Genomic DNA, 16,407 nt, shown 5'->3' with positions numbered 1-16,407 from the left:
GCACGGCCCGTCGGAGAGTGCCCCACGGCCTTTCAGCGCCCCTACGGCCGTACGGAGTCCTACGGTTGCACGGAGGCGGACGGCGGCACCTGACCCCCTCCGCAACCGGGCGGCCCTTCCTCGGCCTCGCGCCTGCCTCGTTCCTGCCTCGCGTCTGCCTCGAGCCCGCCCGTGTCGGCTCGCGCCTTCCGGAGCGGGCGGGCGGGTGCGGTCCGGGCGGACCGGCGGCCCGCCCGGGGTCCGTGACTCAGATCAGGTCGAGAGCCTGGCAGGCGGCCTTGTACTTGGCGGTGCAGATCTCGGAGACCTTGTAGATGCCGTCGGCGACGATGGTCGACTTGATGTTGCTCTTCGTCAGCGCGACCACGGTCACCAGCTTGGCCGGGATGTCCTTGTTGGTCGGGCTGTCGACCCGGTCGCGGGTGAGGGCGTCGAACTGGATGTCACGGCCCTGGACCTTGGCGACGGCGGCCTCGGCGGCGGCCTCGGCCTCGTTGGGGTACGGCTTGTAGACGCTCATGAACTGCTCGCCGCTGATGATGCGCTGCACGGCCGCCAGCTCCGCGTCCTGGCCGGTGATCGGGGGCAGGTCGCCGGAGCTGACACCCGCGGCCTTGAGGGCCTTGATGATGCCGCCGGCCATGGCGTCGTTGGCGGAGTAGACACCGGCGATGTTGGACACGCCCAGCGCCTCGATCGCCTTCGTCATGTTGGCCTCGGCGACCTCGGGGCTCCACTTGTCGGTGTCGTACGACTTCGCCACCGTGACCCGGCCGTTGAGCTCGTTCAGCGCGCCCGCCTTGAACTGCCCGGCGTTCGGGTCGGTGGGCGAGCCGTTCACCATGACGATCTTGTCGCTGGCCTGAAGGTTGGGGATGGCCTCCGCGAGGGTGCGGCCCTGCACCTCGCCGACGAGCTCGTTGTCGAACGATACGTACCCGTCGATCGGCCCCTGGGCCAGGCGGTCGTAGGCGATGACGGGGATGTTCGCGTCCTTGGCCTTCTGCACCATCGGCGCGATCGACTTCGAGTCGACCGCGTCCAGCAGGATGACGTCGACCTTCTCGTCGATCATCTTCTGCATCTGGGTGAGCTGCGTCTTGGCTTCCCCGTCGGCGTTCGCGTACTCGGTCCTGCCCTTGTTCTCGGTGAGCTCGGCGACCTTCTTCTTGATGATGGGGTAGTCGAAGTCCGCGTACCGGGTGTTGGTCTCCTCCGGCATCAGCACGCCCACCGTGACGTCGTTGCTCCGGGTCGGTGTCGCGCTGCTGCTGTTCTCCGACGCCCCCAGCATTCCGCACCCGGCGAGCGACAGGGACATCGTGGAGGCGACCACAGCTATGGCGATACGACGCATTCGGGGGCTCACTTCAGGTGCGTTCGGTGCGATTCCGGACACATGGGCGCGACAGGTAGACCCAGGTGTCTGAAAAGACAACGCGGCGGCGACCATCGGCGTCAAGCGAAACTACTTAACGAAGTAGCAACATCACACTCCGCTTAGCGGGTGAAGACGCATGGAGAGCATGCGGAGACCTGGAAAAGAGCCGGACAGAGAATCAGCCGACGAGTGGGCAAAAAGTCGCACAACCAAGGCTGTTCCTCGCCGGTCACGATCACGACAGGCTTCGTTCCGACCAGAGGAGCGCATGAATCCCGCCAGACTCGCCATGGCCGTCGTACGACCACGACCGGCGGCCTCTACGGCCCCCTCGCGGCCGCGGGTGCCTCCGGCGGTGCGGCGGTGCGGTGGTGCGGCGGTGCGGTGACGCGGTGGCGCGGCGGTGCGGCGGTGCGGCGGTGCGGCGGCAGTGTTCGGCACACGGCACCGCCGGACCACGCGCGTCCGCCCCCGGCCGACCGACAGTCGGCAGCCGGGGAGTCGGCAGTCGGGGAGTCGGCAGTCGGCAGTCGGCAGTCGGCAGTCGGAGACGACGGACACAGCCGACAACCGGTAACCGACGGACGGCAGTCGACGGACGGCAGTCAACGGACGGCGGACGGTCGCCGGTTGCCGGTCGCCGGTTGCCGGTTGCCGACGGACAGCGGTCGCCGGACGGGGGCCGGTTGGCGGTTGCCGACGGACGGCGATCGACGGTGGACGGTCTACGGTCGACGGACGGGTGAGGGGCCCGGAGGCAGTCGCCTCCGGGCCCCTCACCCTCTCCCGTCACAGATGCCGCCACCGGCGGCTCAGCGCGCCCCGGGGTCGTACTTCTTCAGCGAGGCCTGGACCTCGGCCGCGTACGCGCCCTCCCACCACGGCACCGTCTCGACCAGCACCGGCTTGGTGCCGGAGGCGAGGACGAGGGCCCGGCCGGGCGGCATCGCGCCGAGGTCCGAGACCTGGAGGACCCGCTCGCGGCGGGTGGACTCGCTGATCGCGCGGTTGCCGGACCAGCCGCCGAACTCCGACTCACGGCTGGTCTGGTACTCCCGCAGCTCGAACTCACCGGCCAGCTCGCTCAGATCACCCAGGAAGCGGGTGTCCGAGACGCCGCCGCCGTAGACGCGGACGTTCGCGGCCGACCACAGCTTCTCCATGCCGCGCTCGCCCCACACCTCGATGCCCTGCGCCCACGACTGGAGGATCGTCATGAGGATGATCCCGCGCGAGCCGTAGTGCGAGTACAGGTCGGGCAGGTTCCGCCAGCGGCACACGTTGGCGGCCTCGTCGAGGACACCGACGAGAGGCAGCGGGAGACGCCCGCCGCGCTGGGTCGTGGCGTACTCCTCGGCCGCCTCGACGACGGCCACGGTCAGCGCGGTCACCAGCGGCCCGGCGGAGTCGCGTCCCTCGCGGCTCAGCGAGTACAGGGTGCCCGTGCCGCGGACGAAGGCGTGCGGGTCGAACTCGCCCGCGTACTCGTCGGCCGGAGGCGTGACCCACCGGTTGACCTCGGGATTGACCAGGCAGGACGCCATCTGCTGGGCGACGCCGTAGATGCCGCTGCGCTGCTTGTCCGGGGCGTTGATCACCCCGGCCAGCCCGTCCGCGGACATGGCGTGCCCGGCACCGCGCAGGATCCGCTCCGGGGCGTCGTCCTTGGGGTTGGACAGCCAGGTGTAGATCTGCGTGATCGGCGCCTTGGCGCAGGCGGCGGCGAGCAGCAGGTTGGCGAGCAGGTCCTGGCCGGCCGGGTCGAAGAAGGCGTCGGTGGAGGCGTTGGCGTCCCGCGAGCCGCTGGCGAAGTGGTCGGCCATCTTGCGGGCCCGGGCCACGTCGGTGACGTACGACAGCGGGTTCCACCACCAGCTCGGCTCCTCCTGCGCGACCTGCTGCGGGTCGAACACCCACACCGGTCCGCGCGCGGTCCGCGGACCCCGGGTCGCGTCCACGATGTCGCGCTTGTTGGAGGTGACCAGGACGGCGCCGGGCCCGTCCAGGATGGCGGGAATGGCGCGCCGGGTCGTCTTGCCGGTCCGCGGGCCCCAGATGTCGACGTGCATGTCCTCGTACGACCCGTACAGCGGCTGACGGCCCTTGACGGACCGGCCGATGAACACGCCGGGCGTGCCCGCCCGCACGCCGAGGCGTTCGGCGGTGGCGGCCGCGCCCTTCATGGTCAGCTTGCCGAGCTCCTCGCCCTTCGCGAGGTGCCGGGCGGCGCCGTCCACCTTGGGCTTGTTCCGGAACCGCTCCCGCACCCGGTAGGCGGCCAGGCCGAGGATCCCGACGACGACCGCCTCACCGGCCGCGACGGCACTGGCCGCCGAACCGGGCCAGCTGTAGTCGCCCTTGATCACCTCGACGAGGAAGGTCAGCGGATTGCCCGCCGGCGCGGGCGCGTCGGAGTACCCGGCCCCGACCTTCGCCGCCAGCCAGGCACCGGCACCGACGAGGAGCACGACCGCGACGGCGATGACGATCTCGAAGGTCCAGTCGTCCTCGGCGCGGGGTTTCTTCTGCTGTTCTGCGGTCACCCGCGGGTCCGTCCTTTCTGGACTGTGGACTTGCTGAGTTGTCTGGGGGGTGGGTGGTGGGTTCAGGCTTTTTCCGGAGCGAAGACGAAGACGCCCGTGCTCGTCGCCAGCAGGGTGTGGCCGTCGGAGGTGCGCTCCAGGACGTCGATGTCGTCGTTCAGCGAGGTGTCCGGCTCCAGACCGGAGGCCAGCACCTTCTTGGTGCGCATGTCGAGCGCCGCCAGCCCCAGATCGCTGACGGACGCGTACAGGACATCGCCGGTCGGCAGCGCCACCGGCTCGATGTCCTGCTCGTCCTCCTCCTGTCGCCAGAGCTCGTCGCCCGTCTCCGCGTCCCAGGCCACCGCGCCTCCGCCGAACTGGGTGACCACGCGGCTGCCGTCCGCGGAGAGGACGACGACCGGCTCGTGCGCGTCATTGGGGTCGAGGGCGGTCTTGGGGCCTTCCACCAGGGTGCGACCCGTCCTGAGGTCGACCACCGTCAGCAGCGCGTCGTACGTGTCGTCCTCGATGCCCCAGGCGAGCAGGCCCTTGTCCCCGGCGAGCGGGAAGAGGGAGGCGGCCGCGCGGTCACCGGCCGGGGTCCGCGAGGCCACGGCGGCCGGCAGGGTGACGCTCTCCGTGTCCCACAGTTCCTTGCCGGTGAGCCGGTCGGAGACCTGGAGCCGGTCGCCGCTGACGTAGAACTCGGCGAGGGAAGTCGCCACCCGGTAGCCGAAGCCCGGGCCGATCGGCGCCTGGTCCTCCCACCGGTCCTGGACCTCGACGGTGGCACCGCCGCCGAGCGGGGCGTAGGAGGCGCTGTCGTCGCCCTCCTTCAGCCGCACATGGCCGGCCTCGACGGCGAAGTCGGTGCCATCCTCGCCGTCGTAGGCGGAGCTGCCCAGCTTCTCGCCGGAGGGGGCGTACATGGTGTACGTGGTCCGGACCGACTTCTTCTTCAGGCCGCTCGCCGGCGTCACGTCGCCGTCGACGACCAGGAGGGCGGGCGCGCCGTCCGTCCAGCGGCCGACGGTGAAGAACTCGGACGGCACGGGATCCCGGTCGCTCGACCAGCCGTCGGCGGGGATCGTGACCTCGACCGAGGTGCGTTCCCGGCCGGTGGCCGCGTCGAGGAAGCGGGCCCGGAAGAGGTACTCCTCGGGTGTGCCGCCGGTGTTGTCGGGGTACGTCGTCGCGTCCTCGGTGAGAACGACGGCGTCACCGAGCACGCAGGTCTGCGAGTGGTCGCCGATGACCCTGCTCGTGGCCCGTTCCACCGGGTCGCCGGGGCAGCCCGTGACACCGTCGGCGGTCAGGCTCCACGCGGGCTCGCGGGTCAGGCCCGGCAGTGCGGCGCCCCGGTACGCGGGGCCCGCGTCGAGCGACGCGGACGCCTCGGGACTCGCCTTTCCTTTCGTCGCCCCGTCCTTGCCCGTGTCCTCGCCTCCGGCGCAGCCGACGACGAGGCCCAGTGACACCAGGGCTCCGGTGAGAGGGAGAAGGCGGCGCCTCATCGGTCGGTTCATGCTCCTGTTCCGCTGTCCGTGCCGTCACCCTCGACCGCGTTCGTGCCGTTGGGGATCGGCACGCGGTAGACGCCGGTGATCGTGTCCTGGTAGTCCCACTTGCTGAACTCGACGGACTTGCCCGGACGCGGGGCATGGATGATCTTGTGGCCCTTGGGGTCCCACACCAGACCCACATGGCCCGAATGGCCCTTCTCCGGCCGGAAGAAGATGACGTCACCGGGCTGCGCCTCGGACAGCGACACCTCGTACTTCTTGAGGTAGGGCTCCTGCGTGTACGTCGTCGTCCCGATGTTGATCTTCCCGCCGCTGGCCATGTAGTACGCCCACTGCGTGAAGCTGGAGCAGTCGAAGCTGGTGGGGTTCTTGCCCTGGAGGCGCGGGGCGCCGAACACGTACGGGACGCCGATGCCGCGCTGCGCCCAGCCGAGGACCGCGCGGATCACCGGGTCGTCGGCGTCGGGGAGGACACCGGAGGCGCCCGCGCCGTCCGGGGCCACCGCGGCGCCGCCGTTGTTCTCGGCGCAGTTCGCGTACTCGGCGTCCTTGCTGCCCTCGTCGGACCCGGGAACGGTGCCGTAGTCGGGGTTGGCGGTGACCTTGCCCTGCATCCACTGCTGGGGGTCGACCATGCCCGGGCCCCGGTCCTGACCGCCCACGAAGGGGTTGTCGACGCCGGGTACGAGGACCTCCCAGTGCAGGTGGGGTCCTGTGACGTTGCCGGTCGCGCCGACCGTGCCGATCTGCTGACCGCGCTTGACGGTCTGCCCCACGGACACCTTGATCGAGGTCTGGTGGCCGTAGAGCGTGATGACCCCGCCCGCGTGCTCGATCTTCGTCATGTTGCCGTACGAGCCGCCGGGACCGGCGTGGACGACCTTGCCGTCGGCCGGGGCGTAGATCGGGGTGCCGCTGCCGGCCACCAGGTCGAGACCCGTGTGGTAACCGAGGCTCCACATACGGCCGTTCTGGTGGTAAGGGGTACCGATCGTGTAGGTGCCCTGCTTCATGGGCCACTGCCAGTCCTTGCCGGTGGAGGGCTCCTTGGCAAGGGGGAAGGACACGGTCGTCGCGTGGCCGGCGCCGACAGCGCCGCTGTCGCCGACACCGCTGAAGTCACTGCTGCCGCCGACGTCACTGCTGTACGCGGCCAGGGACATCGCGGTCGTGCTGCCGTCACCGCTGTCGTCGTCCAGGGCAGGGGTCGACCAGGAGCGGGCCGGGGTCGCGGCGATGCTGAGCGCGGAGCCGGGCTGGGCGTTGTTGCCCACCGGTTCGGGAATGTCCGACTGCTTCCCGAGGGTGGGGAAGCCCGGGTTCTTCTCGATGGTCTCCTTCAGATGCGCGTACCAGCGCTTGATGAGGTCCTTGTCGCCGGTGAGCACCCCGCGGTAACGCGCGGCCTGGGTGAGGACCACCCGCGGGTAGATCGTGTTGGCTGCCGTGGAACCGGAGTAGATCTGGAGCGCCTTGAAGGGAGCGGTCTCGGCCTTCTTGGCGTGCAGGAAGTTGGCGGCGGCCCAGGCCGCGTCGTCGATGTTGTACAGGTCCTTCGTGCCGTCGCCGTTGCCGTCGGCGCCGTAGTCCGTCCAGGCCGGCTTGCCGAACTGGAGGATGCCCATGTAGCCGAGGGAGTTCGCGCCGCCGGGCGCGGCCGAGGGGTGCTGGCCGTACTTGGTCTCCTGGTACATCTGCCCGGCGATGAGCGTCCAGTCGAGGCCGTCGTAGCGGGCGGCGGCACGCATCGCGGCGAGGATCATCTTCGGCGGGATCTCGTTGCGCGCCGTCTCGCTCGGCATGTACATCTTGCCGGCCGGCATGACCGGGTTGGTGGCCGCCGCGTCACTGGTGTTGCCGGCCTCGGCGTTGTCGGAGTAGTCCGCGCAGGAGGCGGCCGCGGCACCGGCGCCCACCCCGCCGATCATGCTTCCCACCAGGACCAGGACCAGGGTGCCGACCCCGGCGATGGGCAGACAGCCGACGCCGCCGGCTATCCATATCCACTTGTTGTTCTTCTTGCCTCCGCCGCCGCCCTGACCGCCGCCGCGCTGGGCCGCCGCCTTGGCCGCCTTCGCTGCTTTGGCGACCTTGGCCGCCTTCCCGGCGGCGGCCAGTACCGCTGGTGCAACCATGCCGGCTCACACCCCCGAGTCGTCGGACGCGCCCACGTCACCGAGGCCGAAGACGTCGAATCCGGAGACGATCCAGTCGCCGTCGTTCTCCTTGACCGTCACCAGCCACTGGTTGGACTCGGTCGTGGCCTTGCCGTCCGCGGTGTGCGTGGCGGTCACCTCGACGAGGGTGGACATCGAGCGGCCGCTGTCACGCACCAGGTCGTCCGAGACCAGGGCGTCCCGCACCACCACGGCCGTCCCCTTGGAGGAGCACTGCTGGGCCTCGCAGGTCGCCCATTCCTTGCCGGTCGGCAGCGAGGTCGCGGCCTTCATCCGGTCGTCGTTGGTGGTGAGCCGCAGCAGCGGCGCGCTCCAGGTCGCGGCGTCGCTCGAGTGGTCGTACGTGGTGAGCCCGGACATGTACTGCACCATGGCGGCGTGCGCCTTCAGGGCTTCGGAGGCCGAGACGATCGGCGCGACCGCGGTGTTCTGCGTTCCGTCGCCGCCCGTCCCCTCCCCGTCCGAGCCGGTGTCGCTCCCGCCCGAGGTGGCGGTGGGCGTCGCGGAGCCGCCCTTGGCGTCACCGTCGTCGCCCCCGTCGTCCCCGTCGAAGACGGTGAAGACGGTGAGCACGGCGATCAGGAGAAACCCGAGCACCCCCAGGGCCAAGAGCCCCGTGCGCTTGTTCTCCGCAGGCAAGTCCACGTTCCCGCGCCTCCCTTGTGCTGAGCCGGTACGGCGGGTGACCGGGACACGGTAGGGGGAGGCGGAAGCGGGGAGTCGGGGCGATTCCCGGCGAGGAAAACGGCGGGGCGGTCGGCGGGAAAGCGGGGGAAAGCCCGAAGCGGGCTCACCGCACCGCGGTGCCGTGCGCGGAACGCGTGCCGGGCCGCCCCCACCGCGGTCACTCGGGCCGCGGATCCACCGGCAGCGGGTCGAAGGGGTACGCCGTATGCCCGTCCTTGGGCGAACAGGCCGCGAACGGGCCCGAGTCCGCGTCCATCAGCACCCTCAGATGCGGGTCGGCGTGGTGCAGCCACCAGGTGGACATGCCGAGCGCCGGGTCCTGGCGCAGATGCTCCCAGGCCAGCCAGAGCGCCGACAGACGGGCGCCGGCCTCGGGGTGCTCCCACCATGTGGGGCACCAGGTGGCCGAACTGCCGTTTACCCGACGGCGGATCATCTGGGCGAGGTAGTCGGAGACGAAGACGAAGACGTCCGCGAAGTAGAACTCCGGCTCCTCGGAGCCCTCTGCGGTGCCGGACATCGGTGCCCCCGTCGGTCGGTTCGGTCGGCCGGTGCGGTCGGTGCGGCCGGTCGGTTTCGTCGGCCGGTTCGGTCGGCCGGTGCGGTCGGTCGGTTCGGTCAGCCGATCCGCGGCCGGTCGATCCGCGGCCGGCGTTTGATCGGTCGTGCCCGGCCAGGCCCGCTCGATCAGGTCAGGACGATACCGAGCAGCAGCAGGACGACGACCACCGCGCCCATCACGATGCGCGCCGTGGGGTCCTCGCGTTCCCACAGGTCGTGGACGACGGCCCAGCCCGTCAGCCGCGCGGCCCGGCCGCTGTGGATGTCGGAGCCGGACGTCTGCTGCTCCTCGTCCACGGCCTCTTCGTCCAATGCCGGGAGCTCGGGATCCTCGTCGAACCCGACCGGCATCCCCTGCTGCTCCTGCGCCACCAGGACCATCTGCTCGAGGAGTTCGGGGATCGTGTTCGGCGTGAGGGGATAGGCGAAGGTCCCGTACGGCGTCTCCACACACAGGCTGGCCTGCCAGGGGTTGCCGGGTTCATAGCCGTCGATCCAGGCGTGCTCGGCCTGGAAGACCTGCGGGGCCGCCTGGACCGGCTGCGCGGCGGCCTGGACCGACTGCGCGGCGGCCTGGACCGACTGCGCGGCCGGGGCCGGTACGGCGGCAGCGGCAGGAGCGGGGGCAGGAACAGGGACAGCGGCAGGGGGTTGCTGAACCGGCGGAGCCTGCTGGACCGGAGGGGCCTGCTGGACCGGCGGAGCCTGCTGGACCGGCGGAGCTTGTTGCGGGATCTCCCAGGTGCGCGGGTCCGGCTGCTCCGTGGGATGCGGCTGCTGCGGGTACTGCGGCTGCTGCGGGTGCCCGTTGTGGTCGGTCAACTCTCGTCCTTCGCCGGGTCCGTCGGGTCCAAGGGATGGTGCCGGGTGGCGTCGGCCGGGGCACCTCGGGCACACGTGCCCAGCGCATTGTGGGCCCAGGGCGGGCCGGAACGGCACAGCGCCTTCCCGCCGTGTCCCTGACACTTTTCCCGAGCGTTTTCCTCATGGACACGGCATCGGGAATTCCCGTAGTCCCGACGAGGAAAGCGGCACCGGTCCGGTGACAGGTCTTTGTCACACTGCCAAGCGCACCTGGCCGGGCCAGGGCCCGTCGTGCGGTGCGGTCGTGAACCCGCCCAGGCGGACGGGGAACCGACTCGCTGGAGTAACCGACTCGATGACAGACCACAACAGCCCTGCTGGCGCGGTCGGCGGAGGCCAGCCTTCCGGGCAGCCCGGGTCCTTCGGTCCTTCCCAGCAGCCACCGCAGCAGCAGTGGCAGGGGCAAGGGCAGCAGGCCCCCGCCCCGCAGCCGGCCCCGCACCGGACCCCCGCCCCGCAGCAGCCGCAGCCGCTGCCCTCCGACGCGGCCCGCGCCCAGGTCGCCGCCGCCTGGGTGCGCAGCACGCCCCGGGCCGGCCAGGCCGCCGTTCCGTCGCTGCCGCCGCGTGAGACGCGCCCCCAGGGCGAGTCGAAGAAGGAGAAGCGCGAGCGCGAACGGGCGGCGCGCAAGGCGGCGTACGAACAGAAGAAGGCGGAGAAGGAGCAGCGCAAGCGCGGCGGTACGGCGACGGCCGCCACCGCCCCGGCGCCCGCACCGAGCACCGGCGTCCAGCACCCGCACCCGAACTCGCACCCCCCTCAGCACGGCCATCAGGCGGCTCCCGCCCACAGCTCTCCCGCGACGCCGTCGAGGGGCACGGCGGGCCCGGCCGCGGGCGCGACCGCCCCGGCCGCCGGTGCCGCCACCCCCGGCGCTGTCACCCCCGGCCAGGCGACCCCGAAGCGTGCCCCCGGACGCGACTTCGACGTGCCCAGGCCCGGCGGCCGCATCCCCGGCGGCGGGCGCCGCACGCACGTCGCGCTCCGCGCCACCCTGCTGATCACCACCTGCGTGTTCGCGCTCGGCTCGTGCGGGGTGATGGGGCTGGTGATCGGCAAGTCCTCCGGTACCACCACCGCCGGGCTGGACGCGTCGGACGCCACCCGGTACCGCCTCACCGAGTTCCCCACCGAGCAGGCGGCGGCCTTCGCGGAGCAGTACGCGCAGCTCTGCATGACGTTCTCCCCGGACACCTCGTCCGCCCGCCGCACCGACCTCGCCCGCTACGCCTCCGCCGGTGTCGACCCCGACTGCGGCTGGAGCGGTGAGGGCACCAGCAAGGCCGTCTCCGTCACCTGGGACGGCACCGCCGAGAAGCTTCCCGAGTACGGCGACCACGGCCGCTACATCGGGGTCCAGGTCCGCACCGACGACGGCACGCTCACCACCCTCACCGTCCCCGTGTACGTACAGAACCTCAAGACGGGCGAGGGCATGCGCGTCTCCGGCGACGTGGGCCAGATGCCGCTGCCGGCCGCCGCCGACGTACCCGAGGTCGACCAGGGTGACGAGGTCGTGGACGACACCCTGTCCACGCAGCTCCAGAAGGAGGTGCTGCCGGGCTACTTCGAGGCCTGGGGCGCTTCCGACTCCACCGCCATGGCCCGCTTCCTGACGCCCGACGCGACCCTGACGGCCACCACCGGTCTGGCCGGCCGTCTGACGGGCCCGCAGGTCGGTACCGTCGTCGCGCTCGTCCCGGTGAGCGCCCAGGACACCAAGCCGTACGCCTACGACGCCGGACAGGCCGTCCAGGTGCGGGTGGCCGTCGACTGGACCGACGCGAAGGGCGTCACCGTCCGCCGCGCCTACCGGATGACGATGGTCAACACGGCCCAGGGCTGGTTCATCAAGGACGTCCGGGGCGGCGTGCTCGACGCCGAGGGCGGCCGGGCCGACGACGACAGCGACAGCGACACCGCCACGGGAACGGCCGCGCCTTCGGCCGGTGCCTCCGGAGTCCCCTCGGCCTCGGCGTCCGCCTCGGCCTCCGCCGCCGTCCCGTCGTCCACGGCCAAGCCCGGCAAGCCCTGACCGGACCGCACCGCCCACACCCCCATACCACTCACCGCAGCTCCACCACCGAGAGGAACCACCATGTACCTGGCCGAGACGACCCTGAACGACATGTTCGGGCAGATCGAGGACATCCTGCGCAACGCGGGCACCATGGTCGCCGTCATCGCCCTGCTCATCCTCGGCATCCGCATGCTCCTGTCGATGAAGCGCGGCGACGGCATGCGCGAGGCCTTCCAGGGCTTCGGCATGATCGCGCTGGCCGCTCTGATCATCGGTGGCGCCGGCGGTCTCGCCGGTGTGCTGATCGGGCTCGGCAGTCAGATCGGCGGCGGCAACTGACGGACCGTCCGGGCTCTGCCCGACGTGCCGTCAGTAGCCGTCCCACTCAGGATCAGGGGAGTTCGCAGACATGAGCCAGGAGGCACCGGAGCCGCTGGTCGCGTACGACCACACCGATCTGGTCAACCGCCCCAAGCGGATCTGGAACTGGGGCAACATCCCGCTGCCGGGCCTGCTGCTGCCCGCGCTGGGCGCGGCCTTCGGCTTCGGGCTGGTCTGGCTCATCACCCTGTTCACCGTGTCGGCGTTCCTGCCTTTCCTGGGCATGTCGATGTGGACGTCGATCCTCTACTTCGGACCGCCGTTCGGCATCTACTTCGTCTGGGGCCGCCCGCTGCCCTCGGCGCTCACGCTGAGCCAGCAGATCGTGGTGTGGACCGACTGGTGGTTCCAGCCCAAGCGTCTCCAGGGCCTCTCCGCGGACCAGGAGCCGGAGCGGCTGCACTGGCAGGTCATCCTCTTCACCCCGGGCTCGCCGCGCTGGCAGGCCCGCTACGAGGCCGCGCGCCGCACCGCCGCCGAGCGCGGCAGTGCGTTCGCCGCCACCAGGCGCTGACGCCGCGCTCACCCCACCACCTCCCGATGTCGCCTACCGCAGGATGAGTCCTCCATGTTCATGTTGATCCTTTTGGGCGGGGCGGCCGCCTTCTTCGTGGTCGCCATGATCATGGCCGCCTCGTCGAGCAAGAAGAACGGCCAGGGCGGCCAGGGCGCTGGCAGGAACTCCTCCGCGCGCTCCAAGCCGTCCGGCTCGTCGGCCGCCGCCCGCCGCGAGGACCTCCGCCTCCCCTACCGCTACGCCGACGACATGATCTTCGTGCACGGCGACTCGGTGTGGACGGGCATGGTCCTGCCCAACGCCATCGACGAGTACCTGAACGCCGCCGAGCTCCAGGCGATGGCCGAGGGCCCCGCCCGCGGGCTGCTCAACCTGGCCCGCGGCGACCGCAACGTCGAGTGCCACTACCGCAAGGTCTACCAGCCGATCACGGCCATGACCTGGGCGGAGGAACTGAACGCGGTCGCCTGGGAGCCCACCGAGAACTACAAGGCGTACAACCTGCGCAAGGCCGAGTACCAGGAGCGCATCGGCGCCAAGCGCGAGCGCAACATCCTGCTGGTGAAGCTGGGATCGCTGAAGCGCACCAACGGCGGCAGCGGGGTCGTCGCCCAGGACGACGAGCCGTACGACGAGCCCGGCCTGCTCCAGGGTGTCCGCGGCGCCGCCGACCAGGCCGCCGCCACCGCGACGGGCGTCGCCGACGAGTACCTCTCCCCGCACGTCCTCGCCGAGTGGACGCAGGTCGCCGTCGAGGTCCACGAGAGCCTGGAGGGCCTCAAGGGCACCCCGCTCAGCCGCGAGGAGCTCGTCTGGCTGATCCGCAAGCCGCTCCACGGCGACCTGCCGGTCCCGCCGGAGCCGGTGCTCGGCTCGCGCGCCTGGGGACCGAACCAGTTCGACCTGGTCGTCGACTTCTCCGGTGAGAACCGCAAGACGCACATCGTGCTGAACCAGTACGACGAGGTGACGGGCGAGCAGCAGACCAGCTACACCACCACCCTCGTGGCCGCCAACTGGCCCGCGGAGACCCGCTTCCGCCAGTCGACCGCGTGGGCGCGCTACGCCGCCCAGCACGTGGACTTCCCCGTCGAGATCGACATGCGGTTCACGCTCATCCCGTACCTGAAGTTCAAGGACCGCGCCGACAAGATCCGCGGCAACCTGGTCGACGAGATGAACGACATGGCCAACTCCGGCCGCAGCCCCGACACCAAGCTGGCCACCCAGGTCACCCGTGCCCAGGAGCTCGTCGACGACATCGACGAGCACAAGATGCCGGGCATGGAGGCGCAGATCCGCTTCACGATCTCGGCGCACGACGTGAAGGAGCTCGAACGCCGGCGCCGCGTCCTGGAGATGCAGTTCAAGCAGGACCTCAAGGTCACCCTGCTGCGCCCGACCCGCCAGCAGTGGCGGCTGCTCCAGGCACAGCTGCCCGGCGACGCGCCGAAGCTGCCGATCGCGCCCTACCTCCGGCTCCAGGAGGTCGAGCAGCTCGGTGCCGGACTGCCCACCGCGGGAACGGAGTTGGGCGACAACCCCGAGCACCGTTCCGGCAAGCGGCTGGGCTGGGTCGGCAACCTGGTCGGCTGGGCGGGCAAGATGCCGGTCCACTACTCGCTGCACGTCGGCCCCGCCCGCAACGACGGCGGTGGCCTGGCCATCGTCGGCGCGTCCGGCGGTGGCAAGTCCTCGCTGGCCCTCCAGAAGTTCTACGAGGAGTCGGAGTCCGGCGTCCGCTGCCTGGTCATCGACCCGAAGACCGACTTCGCGCAGCTCTGCTACTACCTGGCCTTCGGCTCCCAGGTGAACGACCCGGACTTCGCGAGCGACGCGGAGACGGGCCTGCTCGGCACCCCGGCCAGCAAGTTCCAGCCGGTGAACCCCGAGTTCTGGGCCGAGACGGAGGTCGTCGACCTCCTGAAGGGCCAGGCGGGCGTGCTGGACCCGTGGGTCATCGCCCGGGACGTACCGGCCGGCCGGCTGCTCGCCGAGTCGATGCTCCGCGGCTTCCTCGGCGACGAGGACTACCAGCGGGTGCGCCTCCCCGTCATCGAGGGCATGGCGACCGTCATCGGCCGCTACAACTCCGCGATCCGCCAGGCGGTCGAGCAGGGCTACACGGCCCGCGACGCCGAACTCGCCGTCCCCCGGCCGACGTTGTGGCAGGTCGTCGACGAGGTCGTGGCCGCGTACGACCACGCGGTGGCGTCCGGCGACCGCGAGGCCATCAAGGACCTGAAGCTCGCCCAGATGCTCCTCACCGAGCTGCGCACCCTCCCCTACGCCCGGCTCTCCTTCGCGGAGCGCCCGCAGCCCCTGTCCAGCATGCGCAAGCGCCGCACGGTCATCACCCTGCGCGGCTTCCAGTCCCCCGCGGCCTCCGACCCGCGCAGCTGGAACCCGGCGGAGCGCCTCGCGGCGACGGCCCTCATGGCGGTCGTGGAGCTGGGCAGCCAGATGCTCGACGTCGGCTACGAGAAGAACCCGGTGACCGGCGAGATCGGGCTGCGCCCGAAGGCCCTCTTCGTCGACGAGGCGTACGTCGTCACGGCGACCGAGTCCGGCCGCGACCTGATGCGCCGCGCGCTGAAGCAGGGCCGCTCCTACCTGGCGGTCACCGTCCTGATCACCCAGCAGGCCATCGACCTGGTCCAGATCGAGGACTCCGAGGCCCGCAGCGGCGGCGCCAACCAGATCCACACGGTCTTCGCCTTCAAGCAGAAGTCGGCGCAGGAGGCGTCCATGGTGGCCCCCCTCCTGGGACGCCCGGAGAACGACCCGAAGGTCATCGCCGCCCTCCAGGAACTCCGCACGGGTGTCTGCCTCCAGCGCGACGCGGACAAGCGTGTCGGCACGGTCGCCGTCGACCTGGTCTTCAAGGAGATCCTCGCCGCCACGGACACCAACGGCACCACCCGCCCGGCCCGCCAGGGCGTCAACCCACCGCTGAGCGTCTGGGACTGGACCTTCTTGCAGGAGGCGGAGGAGGACCCGGCGCAGTCGGCGAAACCGGCGGCGGAGACCGCGACGGCGACGGCATGACGCGTCGCATCGGCACCACCCGCCCGCACACCCACCCGCACACCCACCGAGGAGGCCGTTCCACCGTGCGCCTGTCCAGAAGTCTCGCCACCGGGGCCGCGGCCCTCGCCCTGCTCGTGACGCTGAGCGGGTGCGGGTCGGACGCGGAGTCCGGGTCGGGGACCAGGACCGGGGCGGACTCCGTCTTCGGCGCGGACGGCGGCTCGGAGACGGGCTCCGAGGCCGGTGCGGGTGACGCCGGCGCGGGTGACTCCACCGGACAGTCCACGGCCGACGGCCTGCCCAAGGCGTCGGACACGGCCTCGATCGCCGAGTACCTGAACCAGTACACCCCCTGCCAGGACGTGACGACGGGCGACGAGTACGACGCCGACAACGACGGTGAGGCCTGGGGCACGGACGAGTCGGAGGACCCGATCTGGGGCATCGAGGAACGCGCCGTGTGCGCGGACGGCGCGGGCGGGCCCATCGCGCTGCTCAGCGTCTCCGACATGACGAAGTTCCAGGCCGCCGCCAAGTTGAACGGCGACGAGTTCCTGGTCGGCGAGGACTTCGCGGTCGTTCCGGTCGGCGACGAGGCGATCCGCGGCCTCCAGCAGTCCGGCCTGAGATTCCTGGCATGCGATGCGGACCTCACGGTGCCGAGCGGCTTCGAGAAGGAGCCGGCCCTCGTGGACGGCTGCGTCCTGACCAACTACGTCCCCGAGTAAGGCGAGAAACCCC

General features: G+C 71.1%; 12 protein-coding genes. 5 read left to right on the top strand and 7 right to left on the bottom strand.

Annotation, left to right across the window (positions count from 1 at the left end):
• Positions 1–247 precede the first annotated feature (247 nt).
• From AOQ37_RS15455 to AOQ37_RS15425, 7 genes are all read right to left on the bottom strand, one after another.
• Positions 248–1,357, bottom strand: a complete 1,110-nt coding sequence (locus AOQ37_RS15455) for a sugar ABC transporter substrate-binding protein (RefSeq protein WP_062645052.1) — start codon at positions 1,355–1,357, stop codon at positions 248–250.
• 836 nt (positions 1,358–2,193) lie between these two features.
• Positions 2,194–3,924, bottom strand: a complete 1,731-nt coding sequence (locus tag AOQ37_RS15450; RefSeq protein ID WP_062645051.1) for a type IV secretory system conjugative DNA transfer family protein — start codon at positions 3,922–3,924, stop codon at positions 2,194–2,196.
• A 62-nt stretch (positions 3,925–3,986) separates the two neighbouring features.
• Positions 3,987–5,432, bottom strand: a complete 1,446-nt coding sequence (locus AOQ37_RS15445) for a PQQ-binding-like beta-propeller repeat protein (RefSeq protein WP_078890187.1) — start codon at positions 5,430–5,432, stop codon at positions 3,987–3,989.
• Positions 5,429–7,564 (bottom strand): peptidoglycan DD-metalloendopeptidase family protein, encoded by a 2,136-nt coding sequence (locus tag AOQ37_RS15440; RefSeq protein WP_062645049.1) that lies wholly within the window; start codon positions 7,562–7,564, stop codon positions 5,429–5,431. Before AOQ37_RS15440 ends, AOQ37_RS15445 begins: the two co-directional genes overlap by 4 nt.
• Before the next feature lie 6 nt (positions 7,565–7,570).
• Complete coding sequence (locus AOQ37_RS15435) at positions 7,571–8,251, bottom strand: hypothetical protein (RefSeq protein WP_062645048.1); 681 nt, start codon at positions 8,249–8,251, stop codon at positions 7,571–7,573.
• A gap of 199 nt (positions 8,252–8,450) precedes the next feature.
• On the bottom strand, positions 8,451–8,813 hold the full coding sequence (locus AOQ37_RS15430; protein WP_062645047.1) for a DUF4913 domain-containing protein: 363 nt from the start codon (positions 8,811–8,813) through the stop codon (positions 8,451–8,453).
• A gap of 167 nt (positions 8,814–8,980) precedes the next feature.
• Positions 8,981–9,676: a hypothetical protein gene (locus AOQ37_RS15425; RefSeq protein ID WP_062645046.1), complete on the bottom strand. Its 696-nt coding sequence runs from the start codon at positions 9,674–9,676 to the stop codon at positions 8,981–8,983.
• Positions 9,677–10,013: 337 nt separating this feature from the next.
• On the opposite strand from AOQ37_RS15425, the gene AOQ37_RS39830 reads away from it, so the two are divergent.
• From AOQ37_RS39830 to AOQ37_RS15400, 5 genes are all read left to right on the top strand, one after another.
• Positions 10,014–11,753, top strand: a complete 1,740-nt coding sequence (locus tag AOQ37_RS39830; RefSeq protein ID WP_107085207.1) for a conjugal transfer protein — start codon at positions 10,014–10,016, stop codon at positions 11,751–11,753.
• A gap of 63 nt (positions 11,754–11,816) precedes the next feature.
• On the top strand, positions 11,817–12,077 hold the full coding sequence (locus AOQ37_RS15415; protein WP_062645045.1) for a hypothetical protein: 261 nt from the start codon (positions 11,817–11,819) through the stop codon (positions 12,075–12,077).
• Between the two features lie 70 nt (positions 12,078–12,147).
• Positions 12,148–12,633 (top strand): hypothetical protein, encoded by a 486-nt coding sequence (locus AOQ37_RS15410; RefSeq protein ID WP_062645044.1) that lies wholly within the window; start codon positions 12,148–12,150, stop codon positions 12,631–12,633.
• Between the two features lie 54 nt (positions 12,634–12,687).
• Positions 12,688–15,684 (top strand): ATP-binding protein, encoded by a 2,997-nt coding sequence (locus tag AOQ37_RS15405; protein WP_062645043.1) that lies wholly within the window; start codon positions 12,688–12,690, stop codon positions 15,682–15,684.
• Complete coding sequence (locus tag AOQ37_RS15400; RefSeq protein WP_234436911.1) at positions 15,681–16,394, top strand: hypothetical protein; 714 nt, start codon at positions 15,681–15,683, stop codon at positions 16,392–16,394. The genes AOQ37_RS15405 and AOQ37_RS15400 overlap by 4 nt, the downstream gene beginning before the upstream one ends.
• Positions 16,395–16,407 lie beyond the last annotated feature (13 nt).

The sequence above is a fragment of the Streptomyces maremycinicus genome (assembly GCF_001184025.1).
Classification (GTDB): Bacteria; Actinomycetota; Actinomycetes; order Streptomycetales; family Streptomycetaceae; genus Streptomyces; species Streptomyces maremycinicus.
Note: the sequence above shows the minus strand (reverse complement) of the source record. Positions and strands in the feature narration are given on the sequence as shown.